Source organism: Janthinobacterium sp. EB271-G4-7A, from assembly GCF_020858075.1.
Classification (GTDB): Bacteria; Pseudomonadota; Gammaproteobacteria; order Burkholderiales; family Burkholderiaceae_D; genus Janthinobacterium; species Janthinobacterium lividum.
Genome location: NZ_JACYMI010000003.1, coordinates 440216 through 463133 on the forward strand (window position 1 = coordinate 440216; position 22918 = coordinate 463133).

Sequence of the window (22918 nt, forward strand, 5' to 3'; positions counted from 1 at the left end):
TTCCAGATCTTAGTTCTTGTTCTGGTAAACGTAAGCCTGTTGCTTGACGGCCGACGCCAGCTGGCGTTCCTGCTCATCGATGCTGACGGCCGGCTTGTCCCACAGCAGGGCGCGGCCCGCTTGCTGGCCCGCTTCCATGCCAGGGTTCTTGGCCTTCAGCTCAGCGATGAACAAGGTGTGGTCGGATACGTAGTTGTTGTGTTTTGCAGGCAGTTTCATATTCTCTTCTGAGTGTCTTATCGGTAAGGTCAGCCGGCCGTATTTTACCGCGCCGTGCCGCTTGGCGGGTTGTTGTATCGGCAAGTCCGGGGGCGAAATTGCTAAAAATCAATAACGCAACAAACGGCGCATCACCATCGGCGCCGGTTCGGCGGGGTTGGCGTGCGAATATTCCAGTTCTTCGGCCAGGTCGAATTCGAAGGCCGCATAAAAATCGATCAGCTTGCGCTGGTCGCGCCGCACGGCCAGGCGCAATTCCTCGGCTTGGCACGACAGTCCGTGATGAATGATGGCTTCCAGCAAGTGCTGCGAAACGTGGCTGCCCCGGTAGGCGGGCAGCACGCCCATGCGCGAAATCTTCCAGATGGCGGGGTCGCTGTCGAGCGGCATCCAGCGCAGCGAGCCGGCTGGAATGTCGTCGATCAGCAACAGAAAACCGCCGCCGTGGCGCAATTGCTCTTCCACCTGCTGCGCCGTCTCGTGGTGTCCACTGGACGAGGCGGCCACCTTGCCGGCCCACGCGGCGCGGGTCAGCTCGGCCATCAGCTGTGCATCGGCATTCGTTGCTTCGCGCACCACGATATTCATCATCGGTCCTTGAGGTGGCTTAACGGATGCGCATGCCAGGTTCGGCGCCCGGCCACGGGTTCAGGATGTAGATGCCCGGATTGGCTTTCTCGTCGGCGGCGGAGGCGGCCATGACCATGCCTTCCGAAATGCCGAACTTCATCTTGCGCGGCGCCAGATTGGCTACCAGCACCGTCAGCTTGCCAACCAGCTCTTCCGGCTGGTAAGCCGAGCGGATGCCCGAAAACACATTGCGCAAGCGGCCTTCGCCCGCGTCCAGGGTCAGGCGCAGCAGCTTGTCGGAACCTTCAACCAGTTCGCAGTTGACGATCTTGGCGATGCGCAGGTCGACCTTGAGGAAGTCGTCGATCTTGATCTCGGGCGCCAGTTCCTCGATGGCGGAGGCCGGTGTTTCAGCGACCGCTGCGGCGTCGTTCGCGGCGTCGCCAGCCGGTGCGGCAATGGCGGCCGCTGCTTGCGGCGCGTCAAACAGCGCTTCGATCATCTTCGCATCCATGCGCGTCATCAAGTGGCTGTAGGCGCCGATGGTGCGGCCCAGCATGCTGTTCGAGACGGCGTCGCCGAACACTTGCGTATCGGCCCAGGTGAATTCGGCGTCGTTGAGGAACGAGGCCACGTTCTTCGCCACGCCCGGCAGGACCGGCGACAGCAGGATCGTCAGCTGGCGGAACAGGATCAGGGCCGTGGTGCACACGTCGTGCAGTTCGGCGGTCTTGTCCGCGTCCTTGGCCAGGATCCACGGTTTGTTTTCATCGACATACTGGTTGGTGATGTCGGCGATTTCCATGATCTCGCGCAAGGCCTTGCCGAATTCGCGGTTCTCGAAGTGCGCGGCGATGCTGGCCTGGCGCTCGACTATGACGCCGTTGACGTCCACCGTCAGCGCGCGGTTGATCCAGCTTTGCGCGCCTTCCGACAGCGTGGATGCCAGCTTGCCGTCGAAACGCTTGGCGATAAAGCCGGCGCAGCGGCTGGCGATGTTCACGTATTTGCCGATCAGGTCGCTGTTCACGCGGGCCACGAAGTCGTCGCCGTTGAAGTCCAGGTCTTCCACTTTCGAGTTCAGCTTGAAGGCGATGTAGTAGCGCAGCCATTCCGGGTTCATGCCCAGGTCCAGGTAGCGCAGCGGCGAGATGCCTGTGCCGCGCGACTTCGACATCTTTTCGTTGTTGACCGTCAGGAAGCCATGGACATTGACTTTCAGTTTGTCGATCACCGGATGGCCGGCGAATTTCAGCATGGCGGGCCAGAACAGCAAATGGAAGGAAACGATGTCTTTGCCGATGAAGTGGATCTGTTCCGTGGCGGGATCGTTCAGCAAGGCGTCGAAATCGAGGCCTTTCTTGTCGCAATAGTTTTTCAGGCTGGCCAGGTAGCCGACGGGCGCGTCCATCCACACATAGAAGAACTTGCCCGGCGCATCGGGAATCGGGATGCCGAAGTAGGGCGCATCGCGCGAGATATCCCAGTCGGCCAGCTTTTCGCCCGCTTCTCCCAGCCATTCGCTGACCTTGTTGACCATTTCAGGCTGCAAGCGGCCTGGCGTGTTGAGCCAATCCTTGAGGAATTCGAAGCAGCGCGGGTCGGACAGCTTGAAGAAATACTGTTCCGACGGCTTCATCACGGGCGTCGCATTGGTAAACACGGAGAACGGATTGACCAGGTCGGTCGGCTGGTAGGCCGCGCCGCACACTTCGCAATTGTCGCCGTACTGGTTCTTGGCGCCGCATTTCGGGCATTCGCCCTTGATGTTGCGGTCGGCCAGGAACATGCCCTTGACCGGATCGAAGAAGCGGTCGACGGTTTTCGTGACAATCAGGCCCGTATCGCGCAGCTTGCGGTAGATCGATTGCGACAGGTCGACGTTTTCCGGCGAGTCGGTCGAATACCAGTTGTCGAAGGCGATATGGAAGCCATCGAGGTACTGGGCGCGGCCGGCGGCGATATTGGCGACGAATTGCTGCGGCGTGATGCCTTCCTTTTCGGCGGCGATCATGATGGGCGTGCCATGCGTATCGTCGGCGCCCACAAAGTGCACTTCACGGCCGGCTGCGCCATCGCGTTGCATTCGCTGGAACCGGACCCAGATATCAGCCTGGATGTATTCCATGATGTGGCCAATGTGAAAAGCGGCGTTTGCGTAAGGCAGGGCAGTGGTGACGAACAGCTTGCGAGTCATGATTGATGCACTTTTGGGATGGATAATAGGACATTTTAACAGCGGAAAGGCAATATGAGCAGATACAGCGCTGGCAAGTGCTGCTTTTGCCGCCATCGCGCCTGGCGATTTTGCGCTAGACTGCGCGTATTGCACATATGTAGTACACACGGAGATTTACATGAGCATCACAGTAGAAGACGTCAAGGCCGCGCTGGCCCAGGTTATTGATCCAAATACACATAAAGATTTCGTTTCCAGTAAAACAGTCAAGAATCTGAAAGTCGATGGCGATGATATTTCCCTCGACATCGAGCTGGGCTACCCCGCAAAAAGCCAGATCGACCTGATCCGCAAATCCGTGCTGGCCGCCCTGCGCGTGCTGCCGGGCGTGGGCAATGTCAGCGTGGGCGTGTCGTCGAAAATCATTTCGCACACGGTGCAGCGCGGCTTGAAGCCGATGAGCAACGTGAAAAATATCATCGCCGTCGCTTCCGGCAAGGGTGGTGTTGGTAAATCGACCACGGCCGTCAATCTGGCCCTGGCCCTGGCAGCTGAAGGTGCCACGGTCGGCATGCTGGACGCCGACATCTATGGTCCATCGCAACCGATGATGCTGGGCATCAGCGGCCAGCCGAAGACCCTCGATGGCAAGAGCATGGAGCCGATGGAAAACCACGGCCTGCAAGTGTCGTCGATCGGCTTCATGATCGATCCGGACGAACCGATGGTGTGGCGCGGCCCGATGGTCACGCAAGCCTTGCAGCAATTGCTCGACCAGACCAACTGGCGCGACCTCGATTACCTGATCGTCGATATGCCGCCAGGCACGGGCGACATTCAGCTGACCCTGTCGCAGAAAGTGCCCGTCACGGGCGCCGTCATCGTCACGACGCCGCAGGACATCGCGCTGCTGGACGCGCGCAAGGGCTTGAAAATGTTCGAGAAGGTCGGCATCCCTATCCTCGGCGTGGTGGAAAACATGAGCACGCACATCTGCTCGAACTGCGGCCATGCGGAAGAAATCTTCGGCGCCGGCGGCGGCGCGAAGATGTGCGCGGACTTCGGCGTGGAATTCCTCGGCGCCTTGCCGCTGACCATGGCGATTCGCCAGCAGACGGATTCGGGCACGCCGACCGTGGTGGCCGAGCCGGAAGGTCCCGTCGCCGTGATCTACAAGCAGATCGCCCGCACCATCGCGATCAAGGTGGCGGAAAAGGCAAAGGACATGACGAGCAAGTTCCCGAGCATCGTCATCAAGAACGATTAAACGTCGGATGTGGCGCTCCCATGCGCCAGTGTCAGCAGGAATATGGTTTCATGCAGTCCGTGTTGTTATTAAACAAGAGGAGACATCATGCAATTGACCACCGTATTCCTGCGCCAAGCCGCAGCCGTAATCGCCGGTAGCTTGCTGGCCGCCAGCGCGTTTGCGCAATCCGTCTCGTTCGTCGAGCCCGTCGATGGTGCGACAGTGACCAGCCCGTTCAAGGTCAAGTTTGCCGTCAGCGGCATGGACGTCAAGCCGGCCGGCGACATGACGGCAAAGACGGGCCACCATCATCTGCTCATCAATATGGGGCCGATGAAGGCGGGCGAAATGATACCCATGGATGACAAGCATTTGCATTTCGGCAAAGGACAGACGGAAACGGACGTCACCTTGCCGCCGGGTCAGTACACCCTGACGATGCAGTTCGCCAACGGCGCGCACCAGTCGTATGGGCCGGAGTTGAGCAAAAGCATCAAGGTGACGGTCAAGTAAGTCAGATATCTTGTCTGTTGCGGCAAAGGCCGGGTTCCAGCGATGGAGTCCGGCCTTTTTTATGGTATTGCTTTTTGTCATCATTGCGTCATATAGTCGGCGTATGCTGCCCGGTGGCCTAACTTTTGATGAGCGGATATGACGAAACATTTCTCCCTTTCCCGGCAACTGGCGCAGGCGCTGCTGCTGGTAGCCGGCGTGGCGGCGTGCCAGGCGCATGCGGCCAAGGCGGTTCCCAATACCGCGGCGCAGCCGAAGCTGGTGGTGGTGCTGGTGGTGGACGGTTTGCCGCAGGAGCAGGTGACGCGCTACCGCGACCAGTTCGGCCAGGGCGGTTTCCGCCGTCTGCTGGAGCAGGGCGCGTGGTTCAGCGATGCGCACCAGGCGCATGGCATCACGGTCACCGCCATCGGCCACTCGGCCGTGCTGTCGGGTGCCTATCCATACCAGCACGGCGTGATCGGCAATAACTGGATCGATCCCGTCACGAAAAAATCCGTGTATTGCACCGAAGATGGCAATTTCCATTACATCGGCGAAGACACGCAGCCCGACGATGGCACGGCGCCGACCAAGCTGCGCGTGAGCACCCTGGGCGACGAGCTGCGCTATTCCACGGGCGACCAGGCCAAGGTCGTCACCGTGTCCGGCAAGGACCGCGGCGCCATCCTGCTGGCCGGGAAAACGGGCACGGCCTATATGTACATGGAAAAGACGGGCAATTTCGCCAGCAGCACCTATTACATGCAGCAGCATCCGCAATGGGTGCAGCGCTACCAGGCCGCCAAACCGCAGGACCGCTACTATGGCAAGAGCTGGACGCCGCTGCTGGCCGATTCGGCCTATGCGCGGGACGCCCGTGATGATCTTGTGGCGGCCAAGCCGGGCACGCGCAACACCTTCCCGTTCGCCTACTACAGCGACAGCGGCAAGCTCGATGCCGAGTACTACAGCCGCTTGAAGTCCGGCCCCTTCCTCGATGAACTGACCCTGGAATTCGCGCGTGCCGCCATCGATGGCGAGAACCTGGGCCGCAACCCGGCCGGCGTGCCCGATATCCTCGGTGTGAGCCTGTCCGCGCACGATTATGTGAATCACGCCTACGGCCCGGAAAGCAAGATGTCGCACGACCACCTGCAGCGCCTGGACCGCATGCTGGCCGGCTTCTTTGCCGACCTCGATAAAAAAGTCGGCATGGACAACGTGCTGGTGGTGCTGACGGCCGACCATGGCTTTGCCAACGTGCCGGAATTTGCCGAAACACGCGGCTTCTCGGCCAAGCGCATCGATGGCGCCAAACTGGTCGATGGCTTGAACCGGCACCTGGCGACAAACCTGGGCATCGATAAGCTGGTGACGGCGTCGTCGCTGCCGAATATCTACCTCGATTACGCGCTGGCGGAAAAGAGCGGCGTCAATCGCGCCGCGCTGGAAGACGCGGCGGCCCGTTTCCTGCTGCAGCAGGATGGCCTGGCGCAAGTCTACACGCGCACGCAGATGGAAGCGGGAGCCGTCGTCACGCGCATGGACACCCTGATGCGCCGCGCCTGGAACCGCCAGCTGTCGGGCGACCTGATGGTCGTCACAAAACCGGCCTGGTACTTCGGCAAGGGCAGTGGCGGCACCTCGCACGGCACGCCGTACACCTATGACACCAACGTGCCGCTGATGGTCTTCGGCCCGCGCTGGATCAAACCGGGCGCGTATGGCCAGTACGCGGAAGTGGTCGACATCGCGCCGACCCTGGCCCATCTGCTGCGCATACGCCAGCCATCGGCGTCGGAAGGGCGGGTTTTGACGGAAGCGGTGCGGTAGGTCGGATTAGCGGCGAAGCCGCGTAATCCGACAACATCGTTGGTCAAGCCGCTTACAGCAGCCAGTCGATCGGCAGCACCGACAGAATCGCCACCCCCATGCGCTTCCACACGCTGGTGCCCGGTTCCGTGTCGTAGCGCGTGGTGGCACCGCTGGCGTCGCGCGCGAGCCAGTACAGCGCGCCATCGTCGCCAAGCAGCACCTGGTAGGCGCGCTGCGGGATCGTGGTGCGCATGGCTTGCCCCAGCTGGCTGGCCAGCGCGGGGCTGTCGATGACGAGGCCCATTTCCGTGTTCAATTCGATCGAGCGCGGATCGAAGTTGAACGAGCCGACAAAGATGCGCCTATCATCGACGGCAAAGGTCTTTGCATGCAGGCTCGATGCGGAGCTGCCGAAGCGGCCCGGCTGTTCGCGCGCATCGCCCCGTTCCCACGAACGGCGCGACTCGTACAGCAGCACGCCCGCTTCCAGCAGCGGCTTTCTCCACTTCGCATAGCCGGCATGCACGGCCGCCACGTCGGTCGCTTCCAGCGCATTCGTCAGGATGCGCACGCCCACGCCTTTTCTTGCCAGGTCGGCAAAGGCTTGCGTGCCCGATTTGCCGGGCACGAAATACGGCGACACCAGGTCCACTTCCTTTTCCGGCACACCCAGCAGGTTTTGCAGGTTTTCCGCCACGCCCGTGCCTGGCCGGGCCTTGTCCAGCACCTTGGCCGGGTCGTCGCTGACCATGCGCGTCTTGGCCCATTCGAAGGGCAGTGTGCGCTCCATCATCTGCTTGACGAAGGGCGAGGTGCGCAGCGCCTGCACGTATTCCTCGGCCGCCTTGGTATCGTCGATGCGGTCCGCTTCGGCGGCGATGGTGGCCGCGTCGCCCTCGACAGGGCTGGTCAGCAGCAGTCTGGCGGGGTAGGCAGAGGCGCTGTTCCAGTAGCGGTCGAAATCCTGCGACACGTCGTCGACGACGGGGCCGATGGCCAGCACGTCAAGGTCGGCAAACAGCACGTCGCCGGCCGCGCCAAAATATTCGTCGCCCACATTGCGCCCGCCGACGATGGTGGCCTGGTTATCGGCCGTGAACGATTTGTTGTGCATGCGCCGGTTGAGGCGGGAAAAATCCGCGGCAAAGGCCAGTGCGCGCGGCGCGCGGGGAATGAATGGGTTGAACAGGCGGATCTCCAGATTCTGCTGCTTGCCCAGCATGCTCAAGGTCTGGTCCAGGCCCGCCGTGTTGTTATCGTCGAGCAGCAGGCGCACGCGCACGCCCCGCTCCGCTGCCTGGCGCAGGGCGTCGAACAGCAGTGTGCCCGTGATGTCCTTGTGCCAGATGTAGTACTGCACGTCCAGGCTGCGCTGGGCGGCGGCGGCCAGCAGGGCGCGCGCGGCAAAGGCGTCGCGCCCATCGACCAGCGGATAAATGCCGGACACGCCCGGATGCTGCGCCGCCATGGGCGCAATGGCCGTGGCCAGCTGGGTATGTGCCGTATCGGTGATGACGCTGGAGGGAGTGCGGCTCTCCAGCGAAGGCAGTGAAGCGCAGCCGGCGAGGACGGCGGACAGCAGCAGGGGCAGCAGCAGCCGGGTGGCGCTGCGGAAGGGAAGTGCTTGGGCGGGCATGGCGGGCTTTCATCGAGTTGCCCCGATGTTAGCAGATGCGCATGCCCGCACGCGGCGCGGTTTTAGAGTTGTTCCAGCGCGATCAGCTCGGCCACCGTCTGGCGGTGGCGGATCAGGCGTGATTGTTCTCCGTCGACCAGGTATTCCGCCGCATGGGGGCGGCTGTTGTAGTTCGACGACATCGACGCGCCATACGCGCCCGCGCCTTCGAACACCACATAGTCGCCTACCTGTGCTGCCGGCAACTGCCGGGTTTCCACCACGCCGCCATCGCGCTGGGTAAACACGTCGCCCGATTCGCACAGGGGGCCGCCGACGACGGTGGCGCGCTGCGTGTCCAGCGCGCGGCCGTCATGCGCGATCACCGACATTTCATGGTAGCTGCCGTACATGGCAGGGCGCATCAGTTCATTGAAACCCGTATCGAGCAAGGTGAAATGGTTGCCGCCCATTTGCTTGGTGGCGCGTACTTCGGCCACCAGCAAGCCCGCGTCAGCCACGAGGAAGCGGCCCGGTTCGATTTCCAGGTGCACGCGATGGCCCAGGTGCGCCTCGATCTGCTTGCGCGCCGCATCCCACAGCTGGAAGTAGTGGTCCGTGTCGACGGGCTGCTCGCCTTCGCGGTAAGGCACGGACAGGCCGCCGCCCGTGGAAATGGCTTCGATATCGTGGCCCATGTTTTTGACCAGCTCGACCATGGTGCCGCAGACGGTTTCCAGGTGGCTGTAGTCGACGCCCGAGCCGATGTGCATGTGCAGGCCCACCAGGTGCAGGCCATGTGCGCGGATGACGGCCAGCGCCTCCGGCAGCTCTTCATGCCAGATGCCGTGCTTGCTGTTTTCGCCGCCCGTATTGGTCTTGTTGCTGTGGCCATGACCATAGCCTGGATTGATGCGCAGCCAGACGCGGTGGCCGGGCGACACGGGACCCAGCTGGCGCAGCATGTCGACGGAGCCGCAATTGACTTCGATCTTCTCCGCTGCCACGCGCGCCAGGGTGGCGCGGTCGAACAGGTCGCAGGTGAATACCACGCCGGCGGCGCCGTTCGTTTGCGCCGGCGTAAAGCCTGCCTGCAGCGCGCGCTCGATCTCGCCCAGCGACACGGCGTCCACGTGCACGCCCGCTTCGCGCATCAAGGTCAGCAGATGGATGTTCGAGTTGGCCTTTTGCGCGAAGCGCACGGTGTCGAACTGCGCCAGCTGCGCCACGCGCGCGCGGATGGTGGCCGCGTCATACACCCACAGGGGGGTGCCGTGTTCCTGGGCGAGTTGGGCGAGGGTGGCGTCTGGCACTGGTTTCATGGGGTGGTCTTTGTCATATGATGGGTGGCGTCGGATTACGCGGGCTTTGCCCGCTAATCCGACCTACGATGCTGGCCATGATGCGGGTTTTCTTTGTAAACATAAAATATCTATTTAAGCCTGCCTTATTCATTTATGATATGGCCATGACTATCTCCTTGCGCCATATCGAAGTCTTCCGCGCCATTATGACGACGGGCAGCGTGACGGCCGCCGCCGCCATGCTGCATACGTCGCAGCCCACCGTCAGCCGCGAACTGGCGCGCCTCGAGCATTTGACGGGCTTGATCCTGTTCCAGCGCGAGCGGGGGCGGCTGCGTCCGACGGCCCAGGCGCTGCAGCTGTTCGAGGAAGTGCAGCGCGCATATTTCGGCCTCGAGCGCATCGTCAGCACGGCGGCGGCCCTGCGCCAGTTCGACCAGGGACAGTTGTCGATCGCCTGCCTGCCCGTGTTTTCCCAGTCGCTGCTGCCGCAGGCGTGCAAGCGCTTCGTCGCGGATTTTCCCAAGGTGAGCATCAGCATCACGCCGCAGGAGTCGCCGCTGCTGGAAGAGTGGCTGTCGGCGCAGCGGCACGATATCGGCCTGACGGAAGTGGGCAATGCGCCGCCGGGCACCGCTCTCGACACCCTGATGTCCGTCGATGAAGTGTGCGTACTGCCCGACGGCCATGCGCTCGCCAGCAAGGCCGTGCTGCAGCCTGCGGACTTCGCGGGCCAGTCTTTCATCAGCCTGGCCGCCGTCGACCCCTACCGCCAGCAGATCGACGCCATCTTCGCGCAGGCGGGCGTGGAGCGGCGCATGGCGCTCGACACGCACAGCGCCGCCTCCGTGTGCGCGATGGTGCGCGAAGGCGTGGGCCTGGCCATCGTCAATCCGCTCACGGCCCTCGACTATGCGGGGCAGGGCTTGCAGATCCGCCGCTTCGGCGTGTCCCTGCCGTTCACGGTGAATCTCGTGAAACCTTTGCACCGGCCCCTGTCGCAACTTGTGGCCCTGTTCGAGCAGGCGCTGCATGCGCAGGCGGACGAAGTGAAAAGGCGGCTGCTGCAGCTGTGACGGTGCTTGTGGATCGGCGGCGGTCAACAGAGTAAAATGGCGTTTTACTTATTCAAGCCTGATTACTTCGATGACCACAACCGCTACTCCCGTCCGTACCCGTTTCGCTCCCAGCCCGACCGGCTATCTGCACCTGGGCGGCGCCCGCACCGCTTTATACAGCTGGGCGTATGCCCGCCACTTCGGCGGCACGTTCGTGCTGCGCATCGAAGACACGGACGTGGAGCGTTCCACGCCGGAAGCCGTGCAAGCCATCATCGAAGGCATGAAGTGGCTGGGCCTGGACCACGACGAGGGCCCGTTTTACCAGATGCAGCGCATGGACCGCTACCGCGAAGTAGTGGCACAGATGCTGGCCGAAGGCACTGCATATCACTGCTACTCGTCGCCGGAAGAAGTTGAAGCGATGCGCGAGCGCATGCGCGCCGCCGGCGAAAAGCCGCGCTACGACGGCACCTGGCGCCCGGAGCCGGGCAAGACCCTGCCGGTCGTGCCTGCCGACCGCAAGCCCGTCGTGCGCTTCAAGAATCCGCTCGATGGCGACGTGACGTGGGATGACGTGGTCAAGGGCACGATCACGATTTCGAACCGCGAGCTGGACGACCTGGTGATCGCCCGCCCGGACGGCACGCCGACATACAACTTCTGCGTGGCCGTCGATGACTGGGACATGCAGATCACGCACGTGATCCGCGGCGACGACCATGTCAACAACACCCCGCGCCAGATCAACATCCTGCGCGCCATCGGCGCACCGCTGCCCCTGTACGGCCACCTGCCGATGATCCTCGGTGCGGACGGCGAAAAGCTGTCGAAGCGCCATGGCGCCGTCAGCGTGATGGATTACCCTGCGCAAGGCTTCCTGCCGGAAGCGATGCTGAACTACCTGGCGCGCCTGGGCTGGAGCCATGGCGACGATGAAGTGTTCTCGACCGAGCAGTTCTGCGAGTGGTTCAACCTGAACCATCTGTCGAAATCGGCGGCCCAGTTCAACAATGAAAAATTGGCCTGGTTGAATAACCACTATATCAAGCAGGCCGACAACACGCGTCTGGCCGACCTGGCGCGCCCGCAAATGGCCGCCGCCGGCGCCGTCTTCGAAGGCGCGCCGGACCTGGCGCAAGTGCTGGGCATGATGAAAGAGCGCGCCAACACGATTAATGAACTGGCTGCCGCCTCGATGCTGTTCTTCCGCGAGCCGCAGCCGGAAGCGGAACTGGTCGCGCAGCACATCACGGATGCCATCAAGCCCGTGCTGGCGCAGTTTGCCGAGCGCATCGCCACGGTGGAGTGGAGCAAGGAAGCCGTCGCCGCCATGATCAAGGAAGTGCTGGCCGCGAACACCATCAAGATGCCGCTGCTGGCCATGCCTTTGCGCCTGATCCTGACGGGCCAGTTGCAGACCCCGGCCATCGACCAGGTAGTGGTGATGTTCGGCCGCGACACCGTGCTGGCGCGCCTGGCAAAGTGGTTGTAAGCATCGCGATTAAATCGCCGTAAAAGAGAGTGCGGAAACCGCCCCTATGAAAAGTTGCTCATAGACGAAAAAGGGTATTTGCAGAGTGAAACTTCTTTGCTATACTCTTGTTTCTGCACCAACGGGGGTATAGCTCAGCTGGGAGAGCGCTTGCATGGCATGCAAGAGGTCAGCGGTTCGATCCCGCTTACCTCCACCAGCAGCAAAATCGCAGTCAGGTTTTGTTAGTCGTTGAAGTGGTGCAGTTGTTGTTTGGAAGTTCCGCGGTCCCCATCGTCTAGAGGCCTAGGACATCACCCTTTCACGGTGAGTACAGGGGTTCGAATCCCCTTGGGGACGCCAGGTAGTTGTGGTATAGTAGTGGCAGTTGTTTGTACTGATTGTTGTAAGTTCAGATCCGTAAAAAGCGGAATCTGAATGGAAAGCAAGTAGTTGAACAAAGTCGCCAAGTGCGGCTTTTATTATTTCTGCGCCCGGGGGGTATAGCTCAGCTGGGAGAGCGCTTGCATGGCATGCAAGAGGTCAGCGGTTCGATCCCGCTTACCTCCACCAACAGCGCAGGAGTAAAGTAGCAAACTGTAGTTCCGTGGTCCCCATCGTCTAGAGGCCTAGGACATCACCCTTTCACGGTGAGTACAGGGGTTCGAATCCCCTTGGGGACGCCAGTTCAGTCTGGTGTTATGGTTGTAAAGAAGTAGCAGTGTTTCTGCGCCCGGGGGGTATAGCTCAGCTGGGAGAGCGCTTGCATGGCATGCAAGAGGTCAGCGGTTCGATCCCGCTTACCTCCACCAACAGCGCAGAAACTGGTAGGTAAGGTAGTGAATAAATCAAAGTCGCCTTGAGCGGCTTTTTTTATTGGCGTCAGTGATTCCTTCGCTCGGGGGAGGTATGGCTAAGCTGTTAGTGCGCTTGCATGGCATGCAAGAGGTCAGCGGTTAGCTCCCGCAAACCTCCACCAACAGCGCAGAAACTGGTAGGTAAAATAGTGAATAAATCAAAGTCGCCTCGAGCGGCTTTTTTTGTGCCTATTGGTTGCATGGATATAACTGACAGTGATTTGCGGAGTGGTTACATTTAGCAGGCTGCTTGATTGCATCAAGCCTGCGGATAAAAAATGGACCATTACATTGAGGAGACAGGATGCACCGCGTATTTGCCAGTTTTTTTCTTGCCGCCGTTATGCACGTTCCCGCGCATGCGGAGGCGCCGCCTGCGGCGAAATTCGATCCCGGTGCGCTGAAGTTGCAAAAGGGTCCGTTCAATGACGTGCTGGTGCTCGGTTCGCCCCATTTGGCGCAATTGCCAAAATCGTTTGATCCGTCTCAATTGAGCTTGCTCAACGAGCGCCTGGCGGACTGGCGGCCGGATGCGATCGCGATCGAGGCGCTTTCCGGTTTGCAGTGTGCTTACCTGCGCGCCTATCCGCAGCGCTATGGCGATACGGTGAAGGCGTATTGCTATGACACTTCCGTCGCGCAGGCCGCCACGGGACTCGATGTGGTCGCGGCCACGGCGCAGGCGGAGGGTTTGCTGGCCGCCTGGCCGGCGGCGCCGTCTGCCGCGCAGCGGCGTACATTGGCCTCCCTGTTCCTGGCCGGTGGCGAGCGCGCATCGGCGCTGGTGCAGTGGCTGCGTCTGCCTGTCGAGGAGCGGCGCGCCGGTGACGGCGTGAGCGAGCCCTTGGCTGCAAACCTCAATTCCCTGCTGATGCAGCGCAACGAGAGCTATCAGATCGCTGCCGTGCTGGCGGCGAAGAGCGGGCACGAGCGGGTGCATGGCATGGATGACCATACGTCCGATATGCCTGTTGACGATGAAAAGGCTTATGCCAAGGCGATCAGGGCGGCCTGGAATAACTCCTTTTCGGCCGAGCGCAAGCGCATCCATGCCGGGTTTGAGGAACAATTGACGACGCCTGCCGGTGTGCTGGCGATCTATCGCGCCTATAACGGACGCGCCGAGGCGGATCTGGCCTTCCGTGGCGATTTTGGCGCGGCGCTCGAAGAGCCTTCGCCGCAGCGTTACGGCCGCAACTACGTCGCCTCCTGGGAGGTGCGCAACTTGCGCATGGCGTCGAATATCCGCGAAATCATGGCGGCGCGCCCGGGCATGCGCGTGCTGGTCATCGTCGGCGCATCCCACAAGGGCTATCTGGAGGCGTATCTGAACCAGATGCATGATGTGCGCATCACCAGTACGGACGATATCTTGCGCTAAGGAGTGCTTTTGCCGCGCCGGGAGGTTGGCGCGGTTTTTCCTGCATGCCTGGCGTGCTGTTGCTTTGCATATCTTCCTGCCATCATCTTGTTTCCATAGGGAAGGGGGATGCAAAAAGGTGGAAAATAAGAAGGCCAGCAGTTGATTTCGTGAATCGCTTCGTGTTAAACTTCGCGCACGCTTTTTTGAGGGGCTAAGCAAAGCCTTCAACGAAGAGTCCGCTGAGAGTAAAGCCAGCACAGGTCCCCATCGTCTAGAGGCCTAGGACATCACCCTTTCACGGTGAGTACAGGGGTTCGAATCCCCTTGGGGACGCCAGGATTTAGTTGTAAAGTAAGAGTGCAGTGCTGAATGGGCCTGACAAGTCAGGCTTTTTTTGTTTCTGCAATATTGCTGCAGTACCGGGTCAGGATGCAAAGTAGTGCATTCAGGACAGATTTCTGTCCCCATCGTCTAGAGGCCTAGGACATCACCCTTTCACGGTGAGTACAGGGGTTCGAATCCCCTTGGGGACGCCAGCTTCGCAAGTAGTAACAGGTCGGGATGCAAAGCAGCGCATCCAGGACAGATTTTCTGTCCCCATCGTCTAGAGGCCTAGGACATCACCCTTTCACGGTGAGTACAGGGGTTCGAATCCCCTTGGGGACGCCAGACCGGCTGAATCAGCCAACAAAAAAGCCGCCTGGTAACAGCGCGGCTTTTTTGTTATTGGTCGCCATGCCCACGTTTTTCTCTTTCCGTTCAATATGCCACTTCCTATCGATCGCGCACCATCCCTGGCCATCTTCTGCAAAGTCGTCGACAACTACGGCGATATCGGCATTTGCTGGCGCCTGGCGCGGCAGTTGAGCGGCGAGCATGCCGTGGCCGTCACCCTGTGGGTCGATGATTTGCCGAGTTTCCAGCGCATCTGCCCGGAAATCGACGTGGCGGCTGAAGCGCAGCATGTCTCCGGCGTCACGGTGCGCCATTGGCGCGGCCAGGATGGCGCGTTCGTGCCCGGCGACGTGGCCGACATCGTCATCGAATTCTTTGCCTGCGACATTCCGCCCGGCTATATCAGCGCCATGGCGCAGTGCGCGCCGCATCCCGTGTGGCTGAACCTGGAAGGCTTGACGGCGGAAGAGTGGGTCGAGGGCTGCCACGCGCTGACGTCGCCGCGCCACGGCATGATCAAGCATTTCTTCTTTCCCGGCTTCACGAACAAGACGGGCGGCTTGCTGCGCGAAGCGGCGCTGGACGAGAAAAGGCTGGCGTTCCAGGCCGATACGGGTGCCATGGCGGCATTTCTGAGTCAATTCGGCGTGACGGCGGCGGAAATGTCCGCCTTGAAGGTATCGCTGTTCTGCTACCCGTCCGCGCCGGTCGCGGAGCTGCTTGCGGCCTGGCAGGCAGGGAGCGAACCCATGACATGCCTGGTGCCGGAAGGCGTTGCGTTCGATGCCGTTCAGGCATTTATCGGCGACGATGCGGCGGTATCTGGTGCGGCGCGCACGCGCGGCGCGCTCACCGTGCGCGTGCTGCCTTTCGTGCCGCAGGACGATTACGACCGCCTGCTGTGGGCCTGCGACGTCAATTTCGTGCGCGGCGAGGATTCCTTCGTGCGCGCGCAATGGGCCGGCCAGCCGTTTCTCTGGCATATCTACCTGCAGGATGAAAACTTGCATCACGTGAAATTGCGCGCCTTCCTGCAGCGCTATGCGGCAGATGCGGACGGCGCCATCGACAGCCTGGTGCAGGCGGCGCTGGCCTGGAATGGCGCCAGCGCGGACGCCTTGCCGTGGTCGCAGCTGTGGCCCGCATTGCAGGCTGATTTGCCGCGCATCAGGGCGCGCGCGCAGGACTGGCAGCGGCAGATGCAGGCTAATGGCGATCTGGCAAGTAAGCTGCTGGCGTTCGCTGGCGCGACGAGATAGGCGCTTGCTCAAAATTAAGGTAAAATGCCCGGTTATTTCTAACGTATTTTTAACCGATCAAACGCAAGCTTGCGGCGCTGATGGCGCACAGGCGGCAGATGGTCTTCATGCAACCCACTTTTTACGTACATTCCTATGAAACCCGCAAAAGAAATTCGTGTTGGCAATATCATCATGGTCGACAGCAAGCCAATGATCGTGTTGCGTTCTGATGTCAACGGTTCGAGCCGCACGGGCTTCACCTACAAATGGAAGATGAAAAATCTTCTGACGAACACCCCGATGGAAAACGTGTTCCGCGGCGACGACAAGTTCGACGTTGTTGTTCTGGATAAAAAGCCAGTGACGTATTCGTACTTCGCCGACCCGCTGTTCGTTTTCATGGACACCGAGTACAACCAGTACGAAATCGAAGAAGAAAACCTGGGCGAAGCGCTGAACTACCTGAAAGATGGCATGGAATGCGAAGCCATTTTCTACGACGGCAAAGCGATCTCCGTTGAACTGCCGACGACCATCGCCCGTCAAGTGGTGTACTCGGAGCCTGCGGTCAAGGGCAACACGTCGGGCAACGTCCTGAAAGAAGCCAAGATCGAAAACGCCATCGACGCGCACCGCCACACCGTGCAAGTGCCGCTGTTCGTGGCACAGGACGACGTCATCGAAATCGACACCCGTACCAACGAATACAAGCGTGTCGTACGCAACTGATAGATCGTTGCACTGCGCCGCTCGCATGGCCCGGCATATGCCGGCCTGGCTTGCTCCAGTGCTGGATGATCAAGAAACGCTGCCTTCGGGCAGCGTTTTTTTTTGCTTAAAAAATAATTCCCTTCAACAACAATTGTGTTGCAGGGACTGCTATGCTATGGCTAGAACATTATTGCGGTAGAAACATTGAAGTTTCCTGGAGATAGCATGCAGCGCAGTCAGATGTTACGCAGTGGCGCGTCCCGGGGCGTGGCGCGCCCCGTGCTGGCCCGTGCCTCGGCGCCCGCCAGCCCCATGGCCCATCTGCTCGATGCCGGCGTCTTGCCGCAACAGCAAATGATGCAGGCAGGCAAACTCAGCTCCCATGCCCTGACGTCGCAGTACCTGGGGCGCATCCGCTCCCTGTGCAGCATCGGCGCGCGGACCTATCCCGGCATTGAAATCAATCCCGATGCGTTGAAAATTGCCCTGGAAATGGACCGCGAGCGGCAGGTGCACAAGGTGCGCGGCCCCTTGCATGGCATTCCCGTCGTCTTGCGCGACAATATCGCCACGGGCGACCGCATGAAGACGCGCACGCAAGCCCCCCAGGCCACGCATGCCAGCTGCGATTCCTTTGTGGCGGCGCGCTTGCGCGCGGCCGGCGCCGTCATCATCGGCAAAAGCAATTTGCGCCAGTGGGCTGCCGTCAGCGTGCCGCATGCCACTGCCAGCTGGGCCGGGCTGACCATCCTGGCCGTCGACAGCGCCGCGGACGGTTCCATCGTCGCGCCTGCTTCAGACTGCGGCCTGGTCGCCATCAAGCCCACGGGCAGGGCCGCTGGCGGGCAGGGCGGCGAGCCAGCCATGGCCGGGCCGATGGCCCCCAGCGTGCGCGAGGCGGCCTGGCTGCTCGCCGCCCTGACGGGCGAGCGCCTGGCCGATGGCGTGGTGCTCGATGCCGCCGGCTTGCATGGGCGCCGCATCGGCGTGGCGCGCAGCCTGTTCGGCCTGTGCGCGGGGACCGATGCCGTGATTGGGCAGGCGCTGCTGGTACTGCGCGACCAGGGCGCGGAACTGATCGAGATGCCGCCCGCGCCCGGACCTGGCGGCATCGAAGCATTGCTGGGCTCGCATGGGCTCGATGCGCTGGTGGGGCCTACCTGCCATGGCGTATCGCAGGCGCCGGCGGCCTTGCCGCATATCACGGTGCCGGCCGGCGTGGCCGGGGGCTCGCCGGTCGGCTTGTCCTTCATCGGTCCGGCCCACGGCGACATGCAGCTCATTGCGATGGCCTATGCGTATGAGCAGGCGACTTTGCACCGGCGCACGCCCGCGCTGCCGGCGAGCATCACCCTGGCGCTGCGCCAGCCATGAATTTTCTTTTCGTTTTCTTTCGATAAACTATGCTTGCAACCTTGCTGCTGAGTGCGGCCGTGACCGCCACCCCGACTCCTTTTGACGCCGCGCAATTGTCTGGCAGCTGGTCCGACAGCGTCAATACGAACAGTGTTTGCGAAGAAGCGCGGCACTTTACGCGCATGCAGCTGTCTGACGATCATCAGCGGCTGGCGATCTTCAACGACCGTACGTGGAAAAGCAAGCTGGGTGAAACCAACCGCTTTGCCGCGACGGTGGTGGCGGAAACGGAGCACAGCCTGACGTTACGCTATGACAATGAAACCCGCCTCAATGCCGCTGGCAAGCTGGTGGAATGGCAATTGATCATCGTCGCGCCCGGCGTGTACCGCTGGCGCGAGACGGGCTGGCCGGAAGGCAAGGTCAACGGGGTCGTCGGTATCCGCTGTTCTCCCTGAGACGGTGCGCAAGCATGCCATTCTGCTATGCTGCCGGCATTACATGATGCTTTTAGGAGATTGCATGTCCGCACGTTTGCTGTTCCCCCTGTTCCTCGGTGCCGCCGTGGCGCTGGCCGCGCTGCCGGCGCACGCGCGTACGCCGAGGCTGTCGCTGATCGAGCAGGCGCAAAGCTGCGATGGCGGCCACATCTGCCCGTACTTCCCCGACGTCTACAAGGCGGACTACGCGTTTCGCAATGCCTTCAATGTGGGCTTGAAAAAAGCTGGCCTGAAGCGGCAGCGCTGGGTGCCGGATGGCGTGGCCAGCCCGCTCAAGCCCGTCGAGATCGACGGCAAGGCGCGTCTGCTGAGCAGTGTCTGCGAACCGCACAATTGCGGCCACCGCTACTCCATCCTGTACGACCCGGCCGAGCGCAGCATGACGGGTGTGTATATGGGCAGCGATGGCAAGGGCGGCTTGCGCACCGTCTACTTCGGCGAACCCAGCATCGCCGAAGCCGACCTGTTGTTCAAGAACTGATGCACGCGCCACTGCGCATTTCCAGCGAACGCGGCGAGCTGGACGTGGCCATGATCCACCGCTACCTGAGCGAGCAATCGTACTGGAAGCGCGGCGTGGCGATCGAAACGGTGCGCAAGGGGATCGCCAACGCGCTGTGTTTCGGCGGCTATGTGGATGGGCAGCAGGTGGCGTTCGCCAGGGTCATCACCGATTACACGGATTTTGCCTACCTGCGCGACGTGTTTGTGCTGCCGCCATACCAGGGGCGCGGCTATGGCAAGCAGATCGTGGCCGCCGCGCTCGGCGATGCGCGTGTGCGCGATGTCGTCTGGATGCTGGGGACCGATGACGCGCATGGCCTGTATGCCAGCTTTGGTTTTGCGCCGCTGGAGGCGCCACACAAGTACATGCGTCGTCCTGCAGCGTGAGAATTATCAAAACAACCTTTAGGTGTCAAGAGAACTATTAACATTATTGTACGTAATAATGTTGCATTGATAATGACATCATGTCATTATGCGCGCTCTGCAGCTTACGCAGCGGTGCGTTGCTGGTGCTGTGCTTTGCCGTCGCTACCTGGCGGGGCAAAGGTGGTGAGCGGTCCGATTGGTCGTCCCTGGCACGTTTTCTCGTCACTTTAAAGGAATACATCATGAAACAATATGGCGCCGAATTTCTCGGCACGTTCTGGCTGGTCCTGGGCGGTTGCGGCAGCGCCGTGCTGGCCGCTGCCTTTCCCGGCCTCGGCATCGGCTTTGCCGGCGTAGCGCTGGCCTTTGGCCTGACGGTGCTGACCATGGCTTACGCCATCGGCCACATCTCGGGCTGCCACCTGAATCCTGCCGTCTCGATCGGCCTGTGGGCCGGCGGCCGCTTCCCCGCCAATCAACTGTTGCCATACATCATTGCGCAAGTGCTGGGCGCCATCGTGGCCGGCGGCGTGCTGTACGTGATCGCCAGCGGCCAGGCCGGTTTCGATGTCAGCAAGGGCTTTGCCTCGAACGGCTTCGGCGCCCATTCGCCGGGCGGCTATTCGATGCTGTCGGCGCTGGTCATTGAAATCGTGCTGACGATGTTCTTCCTGATCGTCATCCTGGGCGCCACCGACAAGCGCGCGCCGGCCGGCTTCGCCCCGCTGCCGATCGGCCTGGCGCTGACCCTGATCCACCTGATCAGCATTCCCGTCACCAATACCTCCGTCAATCCGGCCCGCAGCACGGGCGTGGCCCTGTACGTGGGCGACTGGGCGACCAGCCAGTTGTGGCTGTTCTGGCTGGCACCGATTATCGGCGCCTTGCTGGGCGCGCTGGCCTACCGCTTGATTGCAGGCGAAAAAGAGTAGGTCGGCTTAGCCCGCAGGGCGTAAGCCGACAATGCCGGCAGCGCAGCTTGTCGGCTTGCGCGCGGCCTTGCCACGCTAAGCCGACCTACGCGCCGCGCCACTCGCTCAGGTAATGCTGCGGCGTGCGGCCCAGGATGCGGCGGAACATGGCGCTGAAGGCGCTGGGGCTGGCGTAGCCCAGCGCATAGGCGATGGCCGCCACGCCTTCACCCCGGTCCAGGCGGCAGAAGGCCTCGGCCAGGTGGACTTGCTGCAGCCATTGGCGGTAATGCAAGCCCGTTTCCTTGGGGAATAAACGGATCAGGGTGCGCGCGCTGGCGCCCGCGTCCTGCGCCCAGTCCTCGATGCTGCGCCGGCTGCCGGGCGCGCTCATGATGGCCGAGCAGACGGCCACCAGGCGGCGGTCGCGCGGCCAGGGGATGGCGAGGGGGACGGTATCGGCCCCCGCCAATTCCGACAGGATCAAATGCGCCAGCCAGTCACCGCGTCCCGCCAGCGCATATTCGATCGGTTCGGCCAGCAAGGCCAGGATCAGCTCGCGCAACAGCCGGCTCACTTCCAGTACCTTGCAATCGGCGCCATATTGGGCCGCTACCTGCGCATCGATGTACACGGTGCGCATGCTCAGTTCGCTCAAGATGTGAACTTCATGCACGACGCCCACGGGGATCAGCAGGGCGCGCCGCGGCGGCAGGATCCACACGCCGTGTCCGGTGGAGACGCGCATCACGCCTTCCGTCGCATACAGCAGTTGCGCCCGCACATGACTGTGCGGCGCCGTGTAGTCGCCCGCCACGTATTGCCTGGACATGGCCGTCACGGGGCGCGGCACGTGCTGGTAATCGTGCGAGCTGGTGCTGCGGCTGAACGGCACGCCATCGGGGTGGGTCTGGGCGGGTTGGTGGGTGTACATGTGCGTCGTTGGATTGTCACCTGATTGTCACTTAGTTGTCACTTGGGCGACGATTATTGGAAGTTGTCAGTTCAGTGACCATACTATACTGGCTTCTTTGCCGGGCCGCCCGCCGTGCCCGATTATTGCGGATGACACATGCACACAACCACACCTGCCCCAGCACTGGCCAAGCCTGTGACGGCGGCTCCCTCGCTTCACAGTTCCCAACAACAATCCGGTCTGGCCATGCACATCCTGGGCGCCGTCGCCTTCGTGCATTTGCTCAATGACTTGATCCAGGCATTATTGCCGTCGATTTATCCGATGCTGAAAGCCGAGTTTTCACTCAGTTTTACCCAGGTCGGCCTTATAACCCTGACGTTCCAGTGCACGGCATCGTTGCTGCAACCCTGGATCGGCTTGTACACGGACCGCCGTCCGCTGCCATTCTTGCTGCCCGTCGGCATGTGCTTTACCCTGGCGGGCGTGCTGATGCTGTCCATCGTCTCGACTTTCCCGACCCTGCTGATCGCCTCGGGCCTGATCGGCGTCGGCTCGTCGACCTTCCACCCGGAAGCGTCGCGCGTGGCCCGCATGGCGTCGGGCGGACGCTACGGCTTTGCCCAGTCGCTGTTCCAGGTGGGCGGCAACGTCGGCTCCGCCCTGGGCCCGCTGCTGGCGGCGGCCGTCATCGTGAACCGTGGCCACGGTAATGTCGCCTGGTTCAGCCTGCTCGCCGTGCTGGCCATCGGCGTGCTGTACAAGGTCAGCCACTGGTATAGCGGCCACCTTGCCAGCTTCAAGCCGAAGGCGGGCGGCCATGGACCTAACTTGTCGCGCAACAAGGTGATAGGTGCGCTGGGCGTGCTGGCCCTGCTGGTGTTTTCCAAATACATCTACATGGCCAGCCTGTCGAGCTACTACACGTTTTACCTGATCGACAAGTTCCACCTGTCGCTCGGCGATGCCCAGCTGTACCTGTTCCTGTTCCTCGCCGCCGTGGCGGCCGGCACCTTCATGGGCGGCCCCATCGGCGACCGCATCGGCCGTAAGCGCGTGATCTGGATTTCCATCCTGGGCGCCGCGCCATTTACCCTGCTGCTGCCATATGTCGACCTGTTCTGGACGGCTGTATTGACGGTGATCATCGGTTTCGTGATTTCATCCGCGTTTTCCGCCATCGTCGTCTTCGCGCAGGAACTGGTGCCGGGCAAGGTGGGCATGATCGCGGGGATCTTCTTTGGCCTGATGTTTGGCGTGTCGGGCATCGCGGCCGCGGCGATGGGCCACCTGGCCGACGTGTCGGGCATCGCCTATGTGTATAAAATCTGCTCCTACCTGCCGCTGCTGGGCATATTGACGGTGCTGCTGCCGCATATCGAGCAGGCGAAAAAGTAGGCCAGCGTCGCGGGAGGGCTTGACGGCCCGCCCGCGCGCATGCGATATTCTACTCATGAGCTCTTTCATCCTCCATCCAGTCCTTGCATACCGCGCCGCCGCTGCGCTGTGTCCATGTACCTGGCTTCGCGAGGATGCG

The 22918-nt window shown here is 61.7% G+C and carries 20 protein-coding genes and 8 tRNA genes; 22 read left to right on the plus strand and 6 right to left on the minus strand.

Annotated elements, in window-relative coordinates; translation table 11 throughout:
* Nucleotides 1–9 precede the first annotated feature (9 nt).
* From IGS58_RS22435 to metG, 3 genes are all read right to left on the minus strand, one after another.
* Nucleotides 10–219 (minus strand): DUF3460 family protein, encoded by a 210-nt coding sequence (locus IGS58_RS22435; RefSeq protein ID WP_034778041.1) that lies wholly within the window; start codon nt 217–219, stop codon nt 10–12.
* A gap of 108 nt (nt 220–327) precedes the next feature.
* The gene (locus IGS58_RS22440) at nt 328–807 is read right to left on the minus strand and encodes a GNAT family N-acetyltransferase (protein WP_034778216.1); all 480 of its coding nucleotides are present in this window, start codon (nt 805–807) and stop codon (nt 328–330) included.
* Nucleotides 808–826: 19 nt separating this feature from the next.
* Nucleotides 827–2986: a methionine--tRNA ligase gene (metG, locus tag IGS58_RS22445; RefSeq protein ID WP_230522733.1), complete on the minus strand. Its 2160-nt coding sequence runs from the start codon at nt 2984–2986 to the stop codon at nt 827–829.
* Nucleotides 2987–3146: 160 nt separating this feature from the next.
* Between metG and apbC the strand changes: the two genes are divergently transcribed.
* From apbC to IGS58_RS22460, 3 genes are all read left to right on the plus strand, one after another.
* Nucleotides 3147–4235, plus strand: coding sequence for an iron-sulfur cluster carrier protein ApbC (gene apbC / locus IGS58_RS22450; protein WP_034758315.1), 1089 nt, complete (start codon nt 3147–3149; stop codon nt 4233–4235).
* Between the two features lie 87 nt (nt 4236–4322).
* Nucleotides 4323–4730, plus strand: coding sequence for a DUF4399 domain-containing protein (locus IGS58_RS22455; RefSeq protein ID WP_034778045.1), 408 nt, complete (start codon nt 4323–4325; stop codon nt 4728–4730).
* 138 nt (nt 4731–4868) lie between these two features.
* Complete coding sequence (locus IGS58_RS22460; RefSeq protein WP_230522734.1) at nt 4869–6545, plus strand: alkaline phosphatase family protein; 1677 nt, start codon at nt 4869–4871, stop codon at nt 6543–6545.
* A gap of 52 nt (nt 6546–6597) precedes the next feature.
* On the opposite strand, the gene IGS58_RS22465 is transcribed toward IGS58_RS22460, so the two are convergent.
* Nucleotides 6598–8163: a phospholipase D family protein gene (locus tag IGS58_RS22465; RefSeq protein WP_099393085.1), complete on the minus strand. Its 1566-nt coding sequence runs from the start codon at nt 8161–8163 to the stop codon at nt 6598–6600.
* 62 nt (nt 8164–8225) lie between these two features.
* On the minus strand, nt 8226–9464 hold the full coding sequence (gene lysA, locus IGS58_RS22470; protein ID WP_230522735.1) for a diaminopimelate decarboxylase: 1239 nt from the start codon (nt 9462–9464) through the stop codon (nt 8226–8228).
* 146 nt (nt 9465–9610) lie between these two features.
* Between lysA and IGS58_RS22475 the strand changes: the two genes are divergently transcribed.
* The 18 genes from IGS58_RS22475 (at nt 9611) to aqpZ (ending at nt 20486) form a co-directional block, all read left to right on the plus strand.
* Entirely contained in the window at nt 9611–10522 is a 912-nt protein-coding gene (locus IGS58_RS22475; protein ID WP_230522736.1) for a LysR family transcriptional regulator, read from the plus strand.
* 70 nt (nt 10523–10592) lie between these two features.
* On the plus strand, nt 10593–11999 hold the full coding sequence (gltX, locus tag IGS58_RS22480) for a glutamate--tRNA ligase (RefSeq protein ID WP_230522737.1): 1407 nt from the start codon (nt 10593–10595) through the stop codon (nt 11997–11999).
* A gap of 123 nt (nt 12000–12122) precedes the next feature.
* Nucleotides 12123–12198 (plus strand) — tRNA-Ala (locus IGS58_RS22485).
* 67 nt (nt 12199–12265) lie between these two features.
* Nucleotides 12266–12341, plus strand: a tRNA-Glu gene (locus tag IGS58_RS22490).
* Nucleotides 12342–12475: 134 nt separating this feature from the next.
* Nucleotides 12476–12551: transfer RNA gene (locus tag IGS58_RS22495), tRNA-Ala, on the plus strand.
* Nucleotides 12552–12588: 37 nt separating this feature from the next.
* Nucleotides 12589–12664, plus strand: a tRNA-Glu gene (locus tag IGS58_RS22500).
* 50 nt (nt 12665–12714) lie between these two features.
* Nucleotides 12715–12790 (plus strand) — tRNA-Ala (locus IGS58_RS22505).
* 349 nt (nt 12791–13139) lie between these two features.
* Nucleotides 13140–14216 (plus strand): DUF5694 domain-containing protein, encoded by a 1077-nt coding sequence (locus IGS58_RS22510; RefSeq protein ID WP_070257112.1) that lies wholly within the window; start codon nt 13140–13142, stop codon nt 14214–14216.
* A gap of 242 nt (nt 14217–14458) precedes the next feature.
* Nucleotides 14459–14534: transfer RNA gene (locus IGS58_RS22515), tRNA-Glu, on the plus strand.
* Nucleotides 14535–14658: 124 nt separating this feature from the next.
* A tRNA-Glu gene (locus IGS58_RS22520) sits at nt 14659–14734 on the plus strand.
* Nucleotides 14735–14791: 57 nt separating this feature from the next.
* Nucleotides 14792–14867 (plus strand) — tRNA-Glu (locus IGS58_RS22525).
* Nucleotides 14868–14962: 95 nt separating this feature from the next.
* Entirely contained in the window at nt 14963–16132 is a 1170-nt protein-coding gene (gene earP / locus IGS58_RS22530; protein WP_230522738.1) for an elongation factor P maturation arginine rhamnosyltransferase EarP, read from the plus strand.
* 135 nt (nt 16133–16267) lie between these two features.
* Nucleotides 16268–16843: an elongation factor P gene (locus tag IGS58_RS22535; protein ID WP_034758247.1), complete on the plus strand. Its 576-nt coding sequence runs from the start codon at nt 16268–16270 to the stop codon at nt 16841–16843.
* 207 nt (nt 16844–17050) lie between these two features.
* Nucleotides 17051–18199: an amidase family protein gene (locus IGS58_RS22540; protein WP_230522739.1), complete on the plus strand. Its 1149-nt coding sequence runs from the start codon at nt 17051–17053 to the stop codon at nt 18197–18199.
* 29 nt (nt 18200–18228) lie between these two features.
* Nucleotides 18229–18639, plus strand: a complete 411-nt coding sequence (locus IGS58_RS22545) for a hypothetical protein (RefSeq protein WP_034778064.1) — start codon at nt 18229–18231, stop codon at nt 18637–18639.
* Nucleotides 18640–18703: 64 nt separating this feature from the next.
* The gene (locus tag IGS58_RS22550) at nt 18704–19162 is read left to right on the plus strand and encodes an Ivy family c-type lysozyme inhibitor (RefSeq protein ID WP_230522740.1); all 459 of its coding nucleotides are present in this window, start codon (nt 18704–18706) and stop codon (nt 19160–19162) included.
* A complete protein-coding gene (locus IGS58_RS22555) occupies nt 19162–19572 on the plus strand; it encodes a GNAT family N-acetyltransferase (protein ID WP_070253439.1) in 411 nt (136 codons plus the stop codon). The genes IGS58_RS22550 and IGS58_RS22555 overlap by 1 nt, the downstream gene beginning before the upstream one ends.
* A gap of 224 nt (nt 19573–19796) precedes the next feature.
* Nucleotides 19797–20486 carry an aquaporin Z gene (aqpZ, locus tag IGS58_RS22560; protein ID WP_034778070.1) on the plus strand — a complete coding sequence of 230 codons (690 nt, stop codon included), beginning with the start codon at nt 19797–19799 and terminating at the stop codon, nt 20484–20486.
* Between the two features lie 85 nt (nt 20487–20571).
* On the opposite strand, the gene IGS58_RS22565 is transcribed toward aqpZ, so the two are convergent.
* On the minus strand, nt 20572–21399 hold the full coding sequence (locus IGS58_RS22565; RefSeq protein ID WP_211547186.1) for an AraC family transcriptional regulator: 828 nt from the start codon (nt 21397–21399) through the stop codon (nt 20572–20574).
* Between the two features lie 228 nt (nt 21400–21627).
* On the opposite strand from IGS58_RS22565, the gene IGS58_RS22570 reads away from it, so the two are divergent.
* The gene (locus IGS58_RS22570) at nt 21628–22779 is read left to right on the plus strand and encodes an MFS transporter (protein WP_070253441.1); all 1152 of its coding nucleotides are present in this window, start codon (nt 21628–21630) and stop codon (nt 22777–22779) included.
* Nucleotides 22780–22918: the final 139 nt, after the last annotated feature.

Bases quoted from the DNA above. Each gene is read 5' to 3' on its own strand.
- IGS58_RS22435 (WP_034778041.1), bottom strand. From the start codon at position 219: ATGAAACTGCCTGCAAAACACAACAACTACGTATCCGACCACACCTTG.
- IGS58_RS22440 (WP_034778216.1), bottom strand. From the start codon at position 807: ATGAATATCGTGGTGCGCGAAGCAACGAATGCCGATGCACAGCTGATG.
- metG (WP_230522733.1), bottom strand. From the start codon at position 2,986: ATGACTCGCAAGCTGTTCGTCACCACTGCCCTGCCTTACGCAAACGCC.
- apbC (WP_034758315.1), top strand. From the start codon at position 3,147: ATGAGCATCACAGTAGAAGACGTCAAGGCCGCGCTGGCCCAGGTTATT.
- IGS58_RS22455 (WP_034778045.1), top strand. From the start codon at position 4,323: ATGCAATTGACCACCGTATTCCTGCGCCAAGCCGCAGCCGTAATCGCC.
- IGS58_RS22460 (WP_230522734.1), top strand. From the start codon at position 4,869: ATGACGAAACATTTCTCCCTTTCCCGGCAACTGGCGCAGGCGCTGCTG.
- IGS58_RS22465 (WP_099393085.1), bottom strand. From the start codon at position 8,163: ATGCCCGCCCAAGCACTTCCCTTCCGCAGCGCCACCCGGCTGCTGCTG.
- lysA (WP_230522735.1), bottom strand. From the start codon at position 9,464: ATGAAACCAGTGCCAGACGCCACCCTCGCCCAACTCGCCCAGGAACAC.
- IGS58_RS22475 (WP_230522736.1), top strand. From the start codon at position 9,611: ATGACTATCTCCTTGCGCCATATCGAAGTCTTCCGCGCCATTATGACG.
- gltX (WP_230522737.1), top strand. From the start codon at position 10,593: ATGACCACAACCGCTACTCCCGTCCGTACCCGTTTCGCTCCCAGCCCG.
- IGS58_RS22510 (WP_070257112.1), top strand. From the start codon at position 13,140: ATGCACCGCGTATTTGCCAGTTTTTTTCTTGCCGCCGTTATGCACGTT.
- earP (WP_230522738.1), top strand. From the start codon at position 14,963: ATGCCACTTCCTATCGATCGCGCACCATCCCTGGCCATCTTCTGCAAA.
- IGS58_RS22535 (WP_034758247.1), top strand. From the start codon at position 16,268: ATGAAACCCGCAAAAGAAATTCGTGTTGGCAATATCATCATGGTCGAC.
- IGS58_RS22540 (WP_230522739.1), top strand. From the start codon at position 17,051: ATGCAGCGCAGTCAGATGTTACGCAGTGGCGCGTCCCGGGGCGTGGCG.
- IGS58_RS22545 (WP_034778064.1), top strand. From the start codon at position 18,229: ATGCTTGCAACCTTGCTGCTGAGTGCGGCCGTGACCGCCACCCCGACT.
- IGS58_RS22550 (WP_230522740.1), top strand. From the start codon at position 18,704: ATGTCCGCACGTTTGCTGTTCCCCCTGTTCCTCGGTGCCGCCGTGGCG.
- IGS58_RS22555 (WP_070253439.1), top strand. From the start codon at position 19,162: ATGCACGCGCCACTGCGCATTTCCAGCGAACGCGGCGAGCTGGACGTG.
- aqpZ (WP_034778070.1), top strand. From the start codon at position 19,797: ATGAAACAATATGGCGCCGAATTTCTCGGCACGTTCTGGCTGGTCCTG.
- IGS58_RS22565 (WP_211547186.1), bottom strand. From the start codon at position 21,399: ATGTACACCCACCAACCCGCCCAGACCCACCCCGATGGCGTGCCGTTC.
- IGS58_RS22570 (WP_070253441.1), top strand. From the start codon at position 21,628: ATGCACATCCTGGGCGCCGTCGCCTTCGTGCATTTGCTCAATGACTTG.